This is a genomic window from Thermostichus vulcanus str. 'Rupite' (assembly GCF_022848905.1).
GTDB classification, from domain to species: Bacteria; Cyanobacteriota; Cyanobacteriia; order Thermostichales; family Thermostichaceae; genus Thermostichus; species Thermostichus vulcanus_A.
In genome coordinates, this window is sequence record NZ_JAFIRA010000018.1 from 32,710 (window position 1) to 47,306 (window position 14,597).

Annotated in this window: 16 protein-coding genes and 1 tRNA gene; 7 read left to right on the plus strand and 10 right to left on the minus strand. The window is 55.4% G+C overall.

The features are described from left to right. The first annotated feature begins 96 nt into the window (after nucleotides 1-96). Nucleotides 97-2,394, plus strand: coding sequence for a 1,4-alpha-glucan branching protein GlgB (glgB, locus tag JX360_RS08565; protein WP_244350239.1), 2,298 nt, complete (start codon nucleotides 97-99; stop codon nucleotides 2,392-2,394). Nucleotides 2,395-2,405: 11 nt separating this feature from the next. Here the strand turns inward: glgB and JX360_RS08570 are convergent, their stop codons facing one another. The 6 genes from JX360_RS08570 to JX360_RS17565 all read right to left on the minus strand — a co-directional run bounded on the left by JX360_RS08570 (nucleotide 2,406) and on the right by JX360_RS17565 (nucleotide 6,222). Next, nucleotides 2,406-2,894, minus strand: a complete 489-nt coding sequence (locus JX360_RS08570) for a YqeG family HAD IIIA-type phosphatase (RefSeq protein ID WP_244350240.1) — start codon at nucleotides 2,892-2,894, stop codon at nucleotides 2,406-2,408. 11 nt (nucleotides 2,895-2,905) lie between these two features. Continuing rightward, nucleotides 2,906-4,054 (minus strand): endolytic transglycosylase MltG, encoded by a 1,149-nt coding sequence (mltG, locus tag JX360_RS08575; RefSeq protein ID WP_244350241.1) that lies wholly within the window; start codon nucleotides 4,052-4,054, stop codon nucleotides 2,906-2,908. 126 nt (nucleotides 4,055-4,180) lie between these two features. Then, a complete protein-coding gene (gene pyrH, locus JX360_RS08580; protein ID WP_244350242.1) occupies nucleotides 4,181-4,939 on the minus strand; it encodes a UMP kinase in 759 nt (252 codons plus the stop codon). Nucleotides 4,940-5,031: 92 nt separating this feature from the next. Next, nucleotides 5,032-5,178, minus strand: coding sequence for a hypothetical protein (locus JX360_RS08585; protein ID WP_235276684.1), 147 nt, complete (start codon nucleotides 5,176-5,178; stop codon nucleotides 5,032-5,034). 116 nt (nucleotides 5,179-5,294) lie between these two features. After that, a complete protein-coding gene (locus tag JX360_RS08590) occupies nucleotides 5,295-5,624 on the minus strand; it encodes a TMEM165/GDT1 family protein (protein ID WP_244350243.1) in 330 nt (109 codons plus the stop codon). A 58-nt stretch (nucleotides 5,625-5,682) separates the two neighbouring features. Next, on the minus strand, nucleotides 5,683-6,222 hold the full coding sequence (locus JX360_RS17565) for a TMEM165/GDT1 family protein (RefSeq protein WP_279611360.1): 540 nt from the start codon (nucleotides 6,220-6,222) through the stop codon (nucleotides 5,683-5,685). A 102-nt stretch (nucleotides 6,223-6,324) separates the two neighbouring features. Between JX360_RS17565 and JX360_RS08600 the strand changes: the two genes are divergently transcribed. From JX360_RS08600 to JX360_RS08610, 3 genes are all read left to right on the plus strand, one after another. Continuing rightward, nucleotides 6,325-6,397 (plus strand) — tRNA-Ile (locus tag JX360_RS08600). 224 nt (nucleotides 6,398-6,621) lie between these two features. Continuing rightward, entirely contained in the window at nucleotides 6,622-6,714 is a 93-nt protein-coding gene (gene psaM, locus JX360_RS08605; RefSeq protein WP_244350244.1) for a photosystem I reaction center subunit XII, read from the plus strand. Nucleotides 6,715-7,097: 383 nt separating this feature from the next. Continuing rightward, nucleotides 7,098-7,613, plus strand: coding sequence for a slr1601 family putative cell division protein (locus JX360_RS08610; protein WP_244350245.1), 516 nt, complete (start codon nucleotides 7,098-7,100; stop codon nucleotides 7,611-7,613). 15 nt (nucleotides 7,614-7,628) lie between these two features. Here JX360_RS08610 and hemB read toward each other — a convergent pair whose 3' ends face one another. Next, nucleotides 7,629-8,612: a porphobilinogen synthase gene (hemB, locus tag JX360_RS08615; RefSeq protein WP_244350246.1), complete on the minus strand. Its 984-nt coding sequence runs from the start codon at nucleotides 8,610-8,612 to the stop codon at nucleotides 7,629-7,631. Nucleotides 8,613-8,699: 87 nt separating this feature from the next. Beyond that, entirely contained in the window at nucleotides 8,700-9,605 is a 906-nt protein-coding gene (locus tag JX360_RS08620; RefSeq protein WP_244350247.1) for an alpha/beta hydrolase, read from the minus strand. 403 nt (nucleotides 9,606-10,008) lie between these two features. On the opposite strand from JX360_RS08620, the gene JX360_RS08625 reads away from it, so the two are divergent. After that, nucleotides 10,009-10,125: a photosystem II reaction center protein I gene (locus JX360_RS08625; RefSeq protein ID WP_011431538.1), complete on the plus strand. Its 117-nt coding sequence runs from the start codon at nucleotides 10,009-10,011 to the stop codon at nucleotides 10,123-10,125. 199 nt (nucleotides 10,126-10,324) lie between these two features. Here JX360_RS08625 and JX360_RS08630 read toward each other — a convergent pair whose 3' ends face one another. Beyond that, nucleotides 10,325-11,671, minus strand: coding sequence for a 16S rRNA (cytosine(967)-C(5))-methyltransferase (locus JX360_RS08630; RefSeq protein WP_244350261.1), 1,347 nt, complete (start codon nucleotides 11,669-11,671; stop codon nucleotides 10,325-10,327). Between the two features lie 181 nt (nucleotides 11,672-11,852). On the opposite strand from JX360_RS08630, the gene hisA reads away from it, so the two are divergent. Together hisA and JX360_RS08640 are read left to right on the plus strand one after the other, a co-directional pair. Beyond that, on the plus strand, nucleotides 11,853-12,617 hold the full coding sequence (gene hisA, locus JX360_RS08635; protein ID WP_244350262.1) for a 1-(5-phosphoribosyl)-5-[(5-phosphoribosylamino)methylideneamino]imidazole-4-carboxamide isomerase: 765 nt from the start codon (nucleotides 11,853-11,855) through the stop codon (nucleotides 12,615-12,617). 134 nt (nucleotides 12,618-12,751) lie between these two features. Continuing rightward, complete coding sequence (locus tag JX360_RS08640) at nucleotides 12,752-13,951, plus strand: M20 metallopeptidase family protein (RefSeq protein WP_244350248.1); 1,200 nt, start codon at nucleotides 12,752-12,754, stop codon at nucleotides 13,949-13,951. Between the two features lie 20 nt (nucleotides 13,952-13,971). Here JX360_RS08640 and JX360_RS08645 read toward each other — a convergent pair whose 3' ends face one another. Next, complete coding sequence (locus tag JX360_RS08645; protein ID WP_244350249.1) at nucleotides 13,972-14,556, minus strand: hypothetical protein; 585 nt, start codon at nucleotides 14,554-14,556, stop codon at nucleotides 13,972-13,974. Nucleotides 14,557-14,597 lie beyond the last annotated feature (41 nt).

A 14,597-nucleotide genomic window follows, 5' to 3' on the forward strand; every position in this document is an offset into this window, starting at 1 on the left:
ACTAGAGGGTAATTGAGTGACGCTCAAACACCTAAACCCGCAAACGGGAACTCCGCCGCCGTTAAACTGGAAGCAGTTGTCTGTTGAGGGTTCCCGATGGCATTTCTCCTGTCTGCCGAACAAGTGGGTCAATTTGTCTCTAACCAATGGCAGGATCCCTATGCCGTCTTAGGGCCACACCAAATTGAAAATGAAGAGACCAGTGAGTCCTTTTGGCTGGTGCGTGCTCTTATCCCCAATGCCAAGCAGGTTTGGCTGGTGGAACGTGCCACTGAGCAGGCCCATCCCATGCAGCCGCTGCACCCAGAAACCCTGTTTGAATTGCGCCTTAAACCTGGGATCCCCTTACCGGACTATTTTCTCAGGGCCCAACGGGTCTGGGATCCCGAGGGGTACCAGTTGGAAGAATGGGAGGATCCCTACCGGTTTCCCCTGGAGCAAGTGGATCATGTGGGGGAGGTGGATCGCTACCTGTTTGGCGAAGGGAACCACCACCGCATCTACGACAAACTAGGCGCCCATGCCATTTCGGTAGCAGGAGTCGCGGGGGTTCACTTTGCTGTTTGGGCCCCTAATGCTCGCAATGTCAGTGTTATTGGCGATTTCAACCATTGGGATGGCCGCCAACACCAGATGAAAATGCTGGGGGAAAGCGGCATTTGGGCGGTCTTTATTCCCGGTGTGTCGGTGGGGGCGATTTACAAGTACGAAGTGAAAACCGCCTGGGGGGATATCTACGAAAAATCGGATCCCTATGGATTCCAACAGGAGGTACGACCCAAGACGGGTTCCATTGTTACCGATCTCAACACCTATACCTGGGGGGATCAAGCCTGGCTGGAAAAACGCGCTGCAACCGAGCCCCTCCGCTCCCCTGTCTCCGTCTATGAGGTTCATTTGGGATCCTGGATGCATGGCTCAACCGAGGATCCCCCTGCTTCCGGGCAAAGTGTACCCGTGGATCAAAAGCCGAATACTCGCTTCCTGACCTATCGAGAATTGGCGGACAAGCTCATCCCTTACGTCAAAGAACTGGGCTTTACCCACATCGAGCTTTTGCCAGTGGCAGAGCACCCCTTCGATGGCTCCTGGGGGTATCAAGTGATCGGTCACTATGCTGCCACCTCCCGTTATGGCTCCCCGCAGGACTTTATGTATTTTGTTGATCAAGCTCACCAAGCCGGGATCGGGGTGATCATTGATTGGGTTCCTGGACATTTTCCCAAAGATGGGCATGGGCTGGCCTTTTTCGACGGCACTCATTTATATGAGTATGGCGATTCTCGCAAAGGGGAACACAAAGGTTGGGGCACGTTGGTGTTTAACTACGGCCGCAATGAAGTGCGCAACTATCTGGTGGCCAATGCCCTCTTTTGGTTCGAAAAATATCACATCGACGGGATCCGAGTCGATGCAGTCGCTTCCATGCTTTATCTGGATTACGACCGTAAAGAGTGGATCCCCAATCCCTACGGTGGACGGGAACATATCGAAGCCATCGACTTTTTCCGCCAACTCAATACTCTGATTTTCCAATACAATCCTGGAGCGCTTTCTATTGCGGAAGAATCCACCGCTTGGCCGATGGTAACCTGGCCAGCTCATGTGGGTGGCTTGGGCTTCAACTTAAAGTGGAATATGGGCTGGATGCATGACATGCTGGATTATTTCCACATGGATCCCTGGTTCCGTCAGTTTCATCCCAACTTGGTTACCTTTAGCCTCATGTACGCCTTTAGCGAGAACTACATGCTGGCTTTTTCTCACGATGAGGTGGTCCACGGCAAGAGCCACATGCTGGGCAAAATGCCTGGGGATCATTGGCACAAATTTGCCAGTTTGCGGGCTTTGTACGGCTACATGTTCACCCACCCTGGCAAGAAAACCCTATTTATGAGCATGGAATTTGGCCAGTGGAACGAATGGAATGTTTGGGCCGATTTGGATTGGGAGCTATTGCAGTTTGAACCTCATGCCAAGTTGCGCAACTACGTGGCCAGTTTGAATCACCTGTTGCGTTCTGAACCTGCCCTCTACACCCAAGACATCAAACCGGAGGGGTTCCGCTGGATTGACTGTAGTGATCATCGTGGCATTGTCTCCTTCATCCGTTACGGGGAGGATCCCAGGGAGTGGGTGGTGGTGGTGTGTAATTTCACGCCCGTGGTTTGGCCCAACTACCGCATTGGCGTGCCGAGCCGAGGCTTTTACCGGGAAGTCTTCAACAGCGATGCGGTTGAGTTTTGGGGTAGCGGCGTCGGCAATCTCGGAGGCAAATGGACCGATGACTGGGCTTATCACGGCCTGCCCTATTCTCTAGATCTTTGTCTGCCGCAACTTTCCACCTTGGTGCTGAAGTGGCGACCGCCGGATCCAGTTCAAGCTCAAGAGTAGGTTTGAGTCTCTTACGAGCGGGGATCCAAAATGGCAGCGGGTTTCTCTTCCACCACTCCCGCCAAGAGGGAATTGACCAGTACCGTCACCAACCCCAGGCGATTCCCTGCCAAAATATCCGTCAACAAGCGATCCCCAACCATGGCCACCGCCTCCACTGGCAAGCCCATCTGGGTGACTGCCCGCCGCAAAGCCCGTCGTGACGGTTTCCCAGCTCGGTGAATGTGGGGCAGATCCAAGCTTTCGCCAATTTGTCGAATCCGATTGCGGTTGATGTTGTTGCTCACCAGCCAAATTTGAAAGTGTGGGCGCAACTGGTCGAGCCAAGCCACCACAGCCGCATCCACCTCCGTTTGTTGCAGAGGAACCAGTGTGCCGTCCACATCGAGGATGACACCCTGCACTCCCCATGCCAACAACGTCTCCGCCTGTAGCCGCAAGACCGTGCCTGCCACCACCAAATCCGGCTGAAGGAGCTTAAACCAGGGTTTGTGTACCATCTCATGCTCGGTTAAGGACTTGTTGCCGTTCCCGGTGAGGCTTGCTCCGCTTGCCGCTCCCGGATGATTTGCAGTTGAGCCGCCTCATGCTCCGCTAGCGTTTTGCTGAAAACATGGGTGCCATCATAACGAGCGACAAAATAGAGGAAATCCGTCTGCTCAGGTTCCAAAACGGCTGCTAGGCTAGCCAACCCAGGACTGGCAATCGGGCCAGGCGGCAACCCGGGGTTGAGATAGGTGTTGTAGGGAGAGGGGGTGCGCACTTCTGCCAAGGTGAGACGACGATCCGGTGTTTGACGGATATTGAGAGCATATTCCACCGTTGGATCTGCCCCCAACGGGATCCCTTGTCTAAGCCGGTTCAAAAAGACCCCTGCAATCAAGGCTCGCTCTTCCGGCACCACGGCCTCCCGCTCCACAATGCTGGCTAAGGTCACCCACTCGTGCAAGGACAAGGGGGTGGAGTGTTGTTGAAACAAAGGCAAAGCCACTGAAACAAATCGCTGCAACATGGCATTCACCACTGTCTGAGCTTTTTCATGCTCTGGCAGGGGTCCCTCCACTTGCTCCACTGGAAACAGGTAGGTATCTGGGAACAAATACCCCTCTAGAGAATTTAAGTCTTGGGGCAGCCAATCCAGGGGTGGAATCACCTGAGCCATGGCAATGAAGGTATCAGCTGCAAACCAGTTCCGCTGAGCCAAAGCTGCTGCCATCTGATCGATCCGCCAGCCTTCTGGAATCGTCAGACGAGTCTGTAAAACGTTCCCTTGGCGCAACTGCTGAGCTACCGCCATCATGTCTTGGTTGGGATCCAGCAAGTAGGTACCTGCCTGAAAGACCCAATCCCGTGCCAGGGTTCGGCTCCAGAGTGCCCAAGCTAGATCGGAGCGAATCACACCCGCCTGGTAGAGCTTTTGGCCGATGGAGCGGCTACTGCTCCCCGGCTCAATTACCACCTGAATTGGTTCTGACCCACCCACGGGTTGTAGCCAACGTTGCCACTGCCAATAGGCCAAACCAGCAGCCAGCGCCAGCAGCAGCACAATACTTTGAAGACAACGCCTAGCCCAGCGACGAGTGCTGAAGTGGGGAGACACAGCCGAGGGTTTGGGCCTGTGAGTATCCTGTTGAGACGGAAGCTGCAGATCTTCTGCCATCAGTTACTCCTCCATCAATCATTTGAGCACACCCCTCTGTCAGGCTACTCTGCAATCCAGCAGAATGCTCGTCGGAGTACGGCGAACCCGGCCCAATTTTAGCCTCAGCCTCAGTCCGATTTGGGATCAGCTCTCCTGAGCCACCGTGACGGGGATCCCCTTGTTCTCTCCAGAAGGCTGCCCGATCACTGTCCCGATCGGTTCTCCCTTTACCACGCGATAGATATTGCCAGGAGTGGTTAGGTCAAAGACAACAATAGGCAGTTGATTCTCTTTGCACAGGGCAATGGCAGTACTGTCCATCACCCGCAGATCATGGGTCAGCACATCCTGATAACTAAGAGTCTCGTAGCGACGAGCCTGCGGATGGGTTTTGGGATCGGCATCGTAAACCCCATCCACCTTCGTAGCCTTAAAGATCACCTCTGCATCAATTTCAGCCGCCCGCAAAGCCGCAGTGGTATCGGTGGTGAAAAAGGGATTGCCAGAACCTGCCCCAAAAATCACCACCCGCCCCTTTTCCAAATGACGGATGGCGCGACGACGAATATAAGGTTCTGCCACCTCCTGCATGGCAATAGCGGTCTGAACGCGGGTGGGGATCCCGGCTCGCTCGATGGCATCCTGTAAGGTGAGGGCATTGATCACCGTGGCCAACATGCCTACATAGTCGGCAGAAGCCTGATCCATACCTTGCGCAGCAGCCTCTTTACGTCCCCGCCAGATGTTACCGCCCCCCACGACGATCGCCACCTGTACACTGGCTCGCACCACTGAGGCCACTTCACTGGCAATCGATTGCAAAATCTCGGGGTCAATTCCATAGGAACGTTCCCCCATCAGGGCTTCACCGCTCAGCTTCAGTAAAATCCGTCGATATTTCATGTTCACCCGCTCCAGCCAACCCCTGCATACAATAGCAGGTTTGTTGAGCTAGCCCTGTTCAGAGTAGGGTCTGACCCAAGAATCCCAGCAGACTAAGGTTCTTCGGTGGCGCTGGCATCATTGTCTCGGGGGGCAGAACGGAAGCGGCGGCCATTGCGAGCGCGACTCTTTTGAAATTGTCTAGCATATTCGCGGTTCCGCTCGGCTTTTTCTCGCTTCAGGTTGCGTTTTTTGGCCATGCTGGTTTTCCTGACCGGCTATCCGGTATGAAGGTAAAGGTGTGGGGCGCTAGGTACGAAAATCAAGCGTTTCCAATCCTAGCACGCTTTGGCTGCCCAGTTCTGAATCCCTGCACTCAACCAGCTATCGGCAGGGATCCCCACAGCAGCGTTAGCCCAATCAGCACAAAACCCAGGCCAGCCATCGTTTTAATCCAGCGAGGCGGGAACAACCGTGCAACCCAAGCCCCGGCCCATACCCCGATCAGGCTGGTGCTGATCAAGGCGGCGGCAGCTCCGCAAAAGATCACCCCAGGGTTTTGAGTGCGCGCACTGAGTAAAAGGGTGGCCAGTTGGGTCTTATCCCCCATTTCTGCCAATAGAATCGAGCCAAAACTCACCAGAGCAACCCGCCAGGCTGTTTGGCTGAAGAAAGATGAAATCTGGCGATCGTCCTTATCGCTCAACACCTTCTTTATCTTCCCCCGCTTTGTCTGGTTCGTTTACGTGGGTTCCCCAAAACCACTAGCTCTCGGGGAGGGTATCTCCCTGCCACTCCTGCCAGAGCACATAACTCCCAATCACCAGGAAGCCTGCACCGGCTAACCATTGTAGCCAGTCTGATGGAATGACCTGCCCCAAACCACCCCCCAACAGAACACTGAGCAAACTGGCCGTCACCAAAGCACTGGCGGAGCCGAAAAAGATTGCCCAGGGGGATCTGGATTGCGCACTCATCAACAACGTTGCCAGTTGGGTCTTATCCCCCATTTCTGCCACGAACACCGTCAAAAAGGTCATGAACCAAAGTTGCGGTCTGGCTCCCTCTACAGAGCTATCGGCAGCTGCAACCTCAGTCGGTATGGATGCGCTCTCAAAAGCAATCTCAGGGGAAGGCACTGTACCCAAACCTACTGCCGCTAGCGCAGATGCGGATCCCGGATGCCAATCCCATTCCAGATACTGCTGCCCAAAGGCCAAAAAACCTAGGCAAATGACCAAAGAGACCAAAGTTAGTCCCAGTCCCAAAACCAGCTGACCTTCCCAAGAACGCGGCGACGTCATGTTGTTTGCCGTTTGTAACCACTGACATGCAGCTTAGCCTGTCTGTTGCTCCCCCTTCATATCCTCCAAGCCACGAGGAGGGCGCTAAAGTAGAGATGCTTAGGGGCGTTGGCCGAGCGGTTTAGGCAGCAAACTCATAATTTGCCTTACACAGGTTCGATCCCTGTACGCCCCATCCTGAAAATCGCTCTCCATCAGCCTCTCCGCCTGGATTTGCTCAGATGGACGCCTGAGCCATCTGCTCCCTCTAAACGGGATCCAGGCAAGGGTGAGGGTGAAACAGGCTCACTGTAAAGAATTTTGAGCTTTTCCTTTCGATTCGAAAGCATCTCCTGAGGCCAGGGTAAAGTGAGGGGGTTCGCCTTTGCGGAACGGAATTCCATCGTTAGGGAGTTGGCTATGACGGACTCACAAGTCTTCACCATTCTGGCTGTTGCTTTGGTTCCTGCAGTGATGGCCCTGCTTTTGGGAGCCGGTTTGGCCCGCAGTTAAGCAGGTCCTCGGGATTGATGGGTTGAGTGAAGCGGCTTCGATGTCCTCTTTCGATGCCTCAAGATTCTTGTCCCCATCGCCCTCCAAGGCGGATTTCGTCTCGGGATTATTCCAAGTTCCTCTGGCCCACCCCGATGTGGGCTTTTTTGTTGGAGGAAAGAAGGGTTCCCCAAAATTGTTTTGTGTCAGAGCCTGACACTTTTGGAAAAATCGGCTTCAATAGGCCCTAGCTGCGCTTTCTGGCAGCAGAGGTGACTTCTCATCCCCTTACCTCCTTCCCTTCACCTGTGACACCCAAGTCTTCTTCCCGGACTCCTGCTCGTCGCGTACCTGTACGTGTAGACTCGGTTGTCGGGCCTCACCTGGGTCTGAATGTTGCTTCTGTGCCCGTTAGATCTTCCTCTCAGGGTCGAGAGGCTCTTGTCCATGCCCGAAGAAGGGAACATCTGCGACCAGCGGGATCCCCTGCCTCCTATCAGGCTTCCACGGTTCGGGCGGTTCCTGTTCGCACCCGGCGCTCTCGTTCTTCTCAATCCCCCCAGGAACCGCAGGCATGGGAAGTCGCTTGCCGGATTGGGGTAAATGTACTCTTCGCTACTGCGGCCATCAGTGGCTTGTATCGACTCTTACCTGTGCAGCTGGCTCAATACCATCGTCTCCAGGTTCTAGAGCAGCAAATTGAAGTCTTGGGAACGCGGGTTTCTCGGCTGCAGGATGGTGTGGATCGGGGGATGGATCCCTTGCAGCAGGAGGCTTTGATCAAGGAACGCCTTAATAAAGTGCCCGCCAACCAGATTCAGGTGCGCCTAGTGGATCCCAACTCCTTAGTGGCTAGTGAGGATGAAGAAGCCAGCCAAACCTGGATTGGCCAATCCACAGAACCCTTGTCTAACCCTTAGGAATTTCTCCGCAGTTCAAGCCTTCAGGATCAGAGCCACCTCTTTGGCAAAGTAGGTGAGGATGATGTCTGCCCCAGCCCGTTTCATGGCCAGCAGCGATTCCAACATCACTTTCTTGCCGTCGATCCAGCCCTTTTGCTCAGCAGCTTTGATCATGGCGTACTCACCACTGACGTTGTAGGCAGCTACCGGAAGATCGGTCGATTCCTTAATCCGGTAAATGATGTCTAGATAGGCTAGGGCCGGTTTGACCATCAGCATATCTGCTCCTTCTGCTTCGTCGAGTTCGGCTTCTTTGATTGCTTCTCGGGCATTAGCGGGATCCATCTGGTAGGTTTTCTTATCGCCCGATTTGGGGGCGGAGCCAAGGGCGTCCCGGAAAGGGCCATAAAAGGCAGAGGCATACTTGGCGGAGTAGGCCAGGATCGCGACGTCCGTATACCCCTGGTCATCCAAGGCTTGGCGGATGGCGCCGATGCGACCGTCCATCATGTCGGAAGGGGCCACAATGTCGGTTCCGGCTTCCGCTTGCGAGAGAGCTTGTTTGACCAAGATTTCTACCGTCTCATCGTTCAAGATCACCCCATCCCGCACAATGCCATCGTGCCCATCGCTGTTGTAGGGATCCAAGGCCACATCCGTTACGACTAAGATCTCCGGGATCTCCTGCTTAATCCGCCGCACACAGCGCTGGATCAAGCCTTCGGGGTTGAAACATTCTCGCCCCGTCGGATCTTTTTTCTCTTCCGGCACCACCGGGAACAGGGCTACCGCTGGGATCCCCAATTGGGCTGCCTCTTCCACCTCTTTGAGCAGTAAATCTAGGCTGTAGCGATAGCAGCCGGGCATGGACTCCACTTCCTGCCGCTGGTTCTCCCCTTCCAAAACAAACAACGGGTAAATCAAATCCTGTACCCGCAGCTGGGTTTCCTGAACCAACTGGCGAAGGGCTTCGGTACGCCGCAGCCGACGGGGACGGTAGATCAGGTCTTGGCTCATGGGGGCAGGCGGTTGGAAAGAGCGTTTCTATTCTGCCATGGGGTTTGTCGGTCTCTTCCCCAGCTCGCAACAGGATGCAACATCGGGTTAAGCCAGAAAGTGCTGAGTTAGCCACTGCCCCAGCGTCTGCTTCACTGCCTCTGCTTGGCAATCGTGCAGAAGGTCATGGCGGGAATTGGGAAAATTTTGCACTTGCACATGGGGTACATGGTGAGCAAACTCCAAGGCCCCGGCGGGGTTCACCACACTATCTCCGGAAGTGTAGAGCAGCAATATTGGCATTGTCAGTTGATGGGCTTGGGCAATACACCGTTGCCCGCTGCGGATTAGTTCAGCAGTAAATCGGGCCCGCGTTACCCCACAAACATAGGGATCCGCTGCAAAGGCTGCCTGTTGTTCGGGCAGAGAGGTCACCCGCGCCGGTTCGTAGAGGCCTGTCAGCGCCAGTTGGGGAGCCATCCAATCCAGCAGTTGCAAGAGGTGCTGAGTGAAGGGGGTGAAGTAATGGTCGATGCGAAAGGCGGGAGAGAGAAGTATCAATCCTTGCACCTGTTCGGGATGGGCAAGGGCATATTCGGTTACCCAATTGGCCCCGGAACTGTAGCCACACCAAATTTGCGGGATCCCATCTTGGGGCCACACCTGCCGGGAAATCCATTCCAAATCCGCCTGATACTGGCTGAAGCGGTCGATCCAACAGCGGATCCCCCCGGAACGACCAAACCCACGCATATCGGGAGCCAAGACCTCCCACCCTTGAGCGGCCCAATCGGTGGCCCATTCCACAAATCCACCCCCATGATCCCCTTTGCCGTGCAGGAGCAACAGTCGCCCACGGGCTGCTGGCTGAGGCCAGTGGTGCAGAAAAACCGGGATCCCGTCCGATAAAAGCAACTGACACGGTTGATCCGTCACTTTCGCAAAGGCTTGGGTTGGATCTTGAGTCGGCGCCAAGGGCAACACTCGGCTCACTTCCGGCACGTCAAAAGGCATGATCAAATCCAAGACAAAAATCAAGACAACCAATCAAGACAACAAGGCGTCAGCACAACGCCACGCTCCCCATGCTCACACATGCGTTCCCACGGCGCAGCTTAGGTGACGTAATCTTCCTCTACCAGACTAAACATTTCTTAACAGCTTTCCCGAGGGTTTCTTCTCTTGACTGGGATTCCGCTTTGGGCTTGCTGCGCAGGGCTTGCGGGCTTTGTCCCTGATAGTCTGTGGGGTAAAGGGTTCTGAACTAGGGGATCCGGCGGCCCTGCGGGGTATGATGTTGTGAAGAAGTTTTGCGGAACCTCAGGTTTGACGGGATCCCGTTCCTGTGCTGTTCCGCCTCTGCTTTACCATTGCTTTATCACTTCATTCATTCAGTCAGAAACGGGTTACTGAGACTATGCTGTTACTCAAAATCTCTGTTTACGCTGTCGTGATCTTTTTTGTTGGGCTTTTTGTGTTCGGTTTCTTGAGCAACGATCCGGCTCGTAACCCCAACCGTCGGGATATGGAGTGAGGGATCCCGTTGGCTACCCAACTCTGTTGTTGCCCCGCAACGCTTCTGCGACCGCGTCAGCGGGACGGAGTCCTTTTTTGCATTTGTTGCATACAGTTTATATACAGTCGCATTAACCATTTATTGATTTCATAGTTTTCCGGGGTGCCGTTCGCGTCAGTGGGACGGAGTCTCTGTCCTGTGCACCCTTTTTCAAGCTTTAATCCTGGCGGCGTAGCCGTTGGCAAAAGAACCCATCCCGATCCTGTCGATGGGGCCAAATCTGTACGGGATCCCCTTCTGCAGCCCAGTTGGGTTGGGTTTGCAGAAACGTCTCGATCACCCGCTCATTTTCGGCTGGGTGGAGTGTACAGGTGGCGTAGAGCAACAGTCCTCCCGGTTTGACCCAGCGAGCGGCCACTGCCAACAATTGCGTTTGCAGCTGAGCCAGGGTTTCGATTTCGTCTGGAGTTTGTCGCCAGCGGGCATCCGCATGTCGGTGTAGGGTGCCCAATCCTGAGCAAGGGGCATCCACCAAAACGCGGTCGGCGCTCTCCCAGTCCGGTAGGGGGGGAGGTGGGTGGGCAACAGCGGCTAGCTCCACCACATCAATAACCTGAGAGCGAATGGCGGTCAGGCCCAAACGAGCCACATTTTCCTGAAGGCGCTGGAGGCGGTGAACATGGCGATCCAGGCCCCAAACCTCCCCTTGATCCTGCATTCGCTCGGCAATATGCGTGGTTTTGCCGCCAGGAGCAGCACAGCAATCGATCACCCGTTCTCCCGGCTGGGGATCCAACCAATGCACCACCTGCTGGGCACTGGCATCCTGCACGGTCCACCAGCCTTCTGCAAAACCCGGCAGCTTGGAGAGTTCTCCCGCATGTCCACTCAGGCGTAGAGCTTCCGGTAAATCCGGGAGCGGCTGATTCGGGATCCCAGCCTCGGACAAGGCCCTGCTAACCTCACTCACATTCGCCCGTAGACGGTTGACCCGCAAGTCCAGGTGCGGCGGTTGATTAAACCATGCACACAATTGCTCCGTTTCCAGCGGTCCCAAACGCTCCCACCACAGGCTCACCAACCAATCGGGAAAGCTGTGCAAAATCCCCAGGGCCTGGATCGGGTCTGTGGGCTGGGTATCTCGTAAAGGCTGGAGGGGATCCTTTGCTGGTCCTGTAAGCACCTGCCGTTGATAGGTTCGCAAAATGCCGTTCACCACCCCCGTCAGGGATCCCAGTCCCATCTGGCGGGCCAATTCCACACTGCTGTGAATAGCGGCACTGGGGGGGATCTGATCCAAAAAAGCCAGTTGGTACAGGCCGATGTGCACAATCAGCCGCAAATCAGGGGGTTGTTTGTGGGCAGGACGCTGGGAAAATCGCTCCAGCAACGCATCCAAGGTGCGGCGGCGACGGGTAATACCGTATACCAGTTCTGTAGCCAGATGTCGCTCCGCTGGGATGAGATCTGAACCTTGTAACAGATGCCCCAGCACCCGATCCGCATAGGCATTTTGCCGCTCAATCTTCTGCAAAGCCAGCAGGGCCAACTGACGGGCATTCATGGGCAACACAGCTTTTCCCGACTATATTCCACCTTCAAGTGAGGTTTGCAACTAGGGGGATCCTTAGTCGCCCGAAAGACCATATTCTATCCCCCTTTGAAAAGGGATCCCTCAAGCGATACTGGAAAAGCCAACCTAGAGGGATCCTGTTATGCCAGAGGCTGCACCCAAACCTGTGTTCCTGGAGGTCATCCCGGCTATCGATTTGCTCGCAGGCCAAGCGGTACGGCTTTATCAGGGAGACTATGCCCAAGCGGAGCAGGTGGCTGCCGATCCGGTGGAACAAGCCAAAGCTTGGGCGGCACAAGGGGCAACCCGTCTGCATGTGGTGGACTTAGATGGCGCCAAACGTGGGGATCCCGTCAACCTGTCCATCATCAAGCGCATTGTTCACCAAGTCCCGATCCCAGTCCAAGTGGGAGGCGGGATCCGCTCGATCGAACGAGCCCAGCAGCTCATCGATTTGGGGGTGGATCGAGTGATCGTTGGCACTTTGGCCGCAGAAGAACCAACCCTTTTGGCCGCCATGACCAAGGCTCTGCCCGGTCGCATTTGGGTGGGGATTGATGCCCGCCAAGGCCAAGTGGCAACCCGTGGCTGGGTCAGGACAACCCCCTTGTTGGCCACCGATTTGGTCCGGCAAGTTGGCGAACAGGGAGCCGCTGGCATTATCTACACCGATATTCATCGGGACGGCACCCTAGCTGGCCCCAATGTGGAACAGTTGCGAGCCATTCTCTCTATCTCTGCTTTGCCGGTGATTGCCTCCGGCGGGATCAGCTCCCTGACGGACTTGCTGGCTTTGCTCAGCTTACCGGGTTTGGCGGGGGCAATTCTGGGTAAAGCCCTTTATTCAGGAGCCATTCAACTCAAGGAAGCCCTGCGCGCTGTGGGACCAGGCCGTTGGCAGGATATTCCCCCTGAAAACGGATCCCAGTGGGCCTAGCGAGAGAGACTTGCAAAATTTGCCCCCCGGAATGTGTTCAATCGCTCAGCCGCCTTGAGCAAACCTTTGCCATACTGATAAAACTTGCATGAAGCATTTATTAAAAAGAGTTACGAACCTTGTCTAGATCATCTATGGCTTTGCCTACGCTTCGCCCTGCCGTACAGGCCCTGCAACCGGAATTGGTGACTTGGCGTCGCCACATTCATAAGTATCCGGAGTTGGGCTTTCGGGAAGAGCAAACTGCCGCCTATATTAGCCAGCGCCTGAAAAGTTGGGGGATCCCTCACCAAACGGGTATTGCCCACACCGGTATTTTGGCCACCATCACAGGGGAACAGCCGGGGCCAACCCTGGCGCTACGGGCGGATATGGATGCCCTCCCCATCCAAGAGGCTAACGAAGTGGAGTACCGTTCCTGTTTACCCAACACCATGCACGCCTGCGGACACGACGGCCACACTGCCATTGCCATGGGCACCGCCAAGCTGCTGCAACAAAACCGTCAACGCCTCAAGGGCACGATCAAGGTGATCTTTCAACCCGCTGAAGAAGGCCCTGGCGGGGCTAAGCCGATGCTGGAAGCTGGGGTATTGAAAAACCCGGATGTGGAAGGGATCCTCGGCCTACACCTGTGGAACAATCGTCCTTTGGGCAGCATTGGCGTGAAAAGTGGCCCCTCAATGGCCTTTGCGGATCGCTTCCAAATAGAAATCCTTGGGCGGGGGGGACATGCCGCCCTTCCCCATCAGACGGTGGATGCCATTGTGGTCGGAGCCCAGATTGTTTCTGCTTTGCAGACGATTGTTTCTCGCAATGTGGATCCGATGTTGCCAGCGGTGGTGACAGTAGGCCGTTTCCGGGCAGGAGATGCCTTTAATGTCGTTGCCCCTAGTGCCGAAATCTGGGGTACGGTGCGCAGCTTTCACCCCGATGTGGCGGATTTGATTCCCCGGCGTATCGAAGAGATCGTGGCCGGTATCTGCAAAGCCTATGGGGCTACCTACGACTTTCAGTTTGAGCGCCGCTATCCTGCCGTTCTCAACGACCCGGCTATGGCGGAATTGGTGGAGAAATCAGCTCGTCAGGTCTTTGGGCCAGATGCCATGATCATCCCTGAAATGACCATGGGGGGAGAGGATGTCTCCTTCTTCATGAATGAGGTGCCGGGTTGCTACTTTTTTGTCGGCTCTGCCAATTCTGAGAAGGGCCTAGACTACCCCCATCATCATCCGCGCTTTGACTTCGATGAAGCCGCCCTCGGTATTGGAGTAGAGCTGTTCCTGCGCTGCATCGAGAACTACACAGGACAGACCTTGAATGAGATGAATTAGGTGATTGCCCTGAATACCGGCTAGGGGCCGAGCAAATCGGCGGCTCCACTGCCAGGAATCAGTAAGCGCTCCACCGGTTCAGGAGTAGGGCGGGTGGGAGCCGGATCAACATCGCTGGGAATATACAACGCGGTCGGGTTGGGATCCCCGCCAAAGGCCAGCAAAATGGCCTCCAAAAGGGCTTGCCGCTGTTGCCGGGTCAGAGACTGCACCACCGCTTTATCTTGGGCATAGGGATTGACGGTCAGCCGGTCAGCACCAGGGTAGCGCTGGGCAATGATCGGCTCGTTGGCATCAAAGTAATCGGCTATCGTCAGCTGCCAATCGAACCGATCCGTAGGGGAACGGCCCGCCACCTGCAGGTGATACACCATCATCCGCCGCACCAAGGTATCCTCTTCGGGTGGAGGGCCCGTGCCATCTGGAGAGGCTGGGGTATAAGTATTCTCCAGGGGAAAATCCGGCAAAAGGCTGTACACCTGCCGAGCTGCCTCTGGGATCAAGCGCAACTGGGCCTGTACCGGCCAAGCTCCCCAAGCCAAGCTAAGAAGGATCCCCAAGGTGATGCTCGCAAAGGGAAGTCGCCGCTGTTTCACTTGTTTCATCCGGAAGGATCTCTGAATCATCTCTAAAGATCCTACCTTCC

What these genes read in the sequence shown, in the direction of transcription:
- glgB (WP_244350239.1), top strand. Translation starts at nt 97, where the DNA reads ATGGCATTTCTCCTGTCTGCCGAACAAGTGGGTCAATTTGTCTCTAAC.
- JX360_RS08570 (WP_244350240.1), bottom strand. Translation starts at nt 2,894, where the DNA reads ATGGTACACAAACCCTGGTTTAAGCTCCTTCAGCCGGATTTGGTGGTG.
- mltG (WP_244350241.1), bottom strand. Translation starts at nt 4,054, where the DNA reads ATGGCAGAAGATCTGCAGCTTCCGTCTCAACAGGATACTCACAGGCCC.
- pyrH (WP_244350242.1), bottom strand. Translation starts at nt 4,939, where the DNA reads ATGAAATATCGACGGATTTTACTGAAGCTGAGCGGTGAAGCCCTGATG.
- JX360_RS08585 (WP_235276684.1), bottom strand. Translation starts at nt 5,178, where the DNA reads ATGGCCAAAAAACGCAACCTGAAGCGAGAAAAAGCCGAGCGGAACCGC.
- JX360_RS17565 (WP_279611360.1), bottom strand. Translation starts at nt 6,222, where the DNA reads ATGACGTCGCCGCGTTCTTGGGAAGGTCAGCTGGTTTTGGGACTGGGA.
- psaM (WP_244350244.1), top strand. Translation starts at nt 6,622, where the DNA reads ATGACGGACTCACAAGTCTTCACCATTCTGGCTGTTGCTTTGGTTCCT.
- hemB (WP_244350246.1), bottom strand. Translation starts at nt 8,612, where the DNA reads ATGAGCCAAGACCTGATCTACCGTCCCCGTCGGCTGCGGCGTACCGAA.
- JX360_RS08620 (WP_244350247.1), bottom strand. Translation starts at nt 9,605, where the DNA reads ATGCCTTTTGACGTGCCGGAAGTGAGCCGAGTGTTGCCCTTGGCGCCG.
- JX360_RS08625 (WP_011431538.1), top strand. Translation starts at nt 10,009, where the DNA reads ATGCTGTTACTCAAAATCTCTGTTTACGCTGTCGTGATCTTTTTTGTT.
- JX360_RS08630 (WP_244350261.1), bottom strand. Translation starts at nt 11,671, where the DNA reads ATGAATGCCCGTCAGTTGGCCCTGCTGGCTTTGCAGAAGATTGAGCGG.
- JX360_RS08640 (WP_244350248.1), top strand. Translation starts at nt 12,752, where the DNA reads ATGGCTTTGCCTACGCTTCGCCCTGCCGTACAGGCCCTGCAACCGGAA.
- JX360_RS08645 (WP_244350249.1), bottom strand. Translation starts at nt 14,556, where the DNA reads ATGAAACAAGTGAAACAGCGGCGACTTCCCTTTGCGAGCATCACCTTG.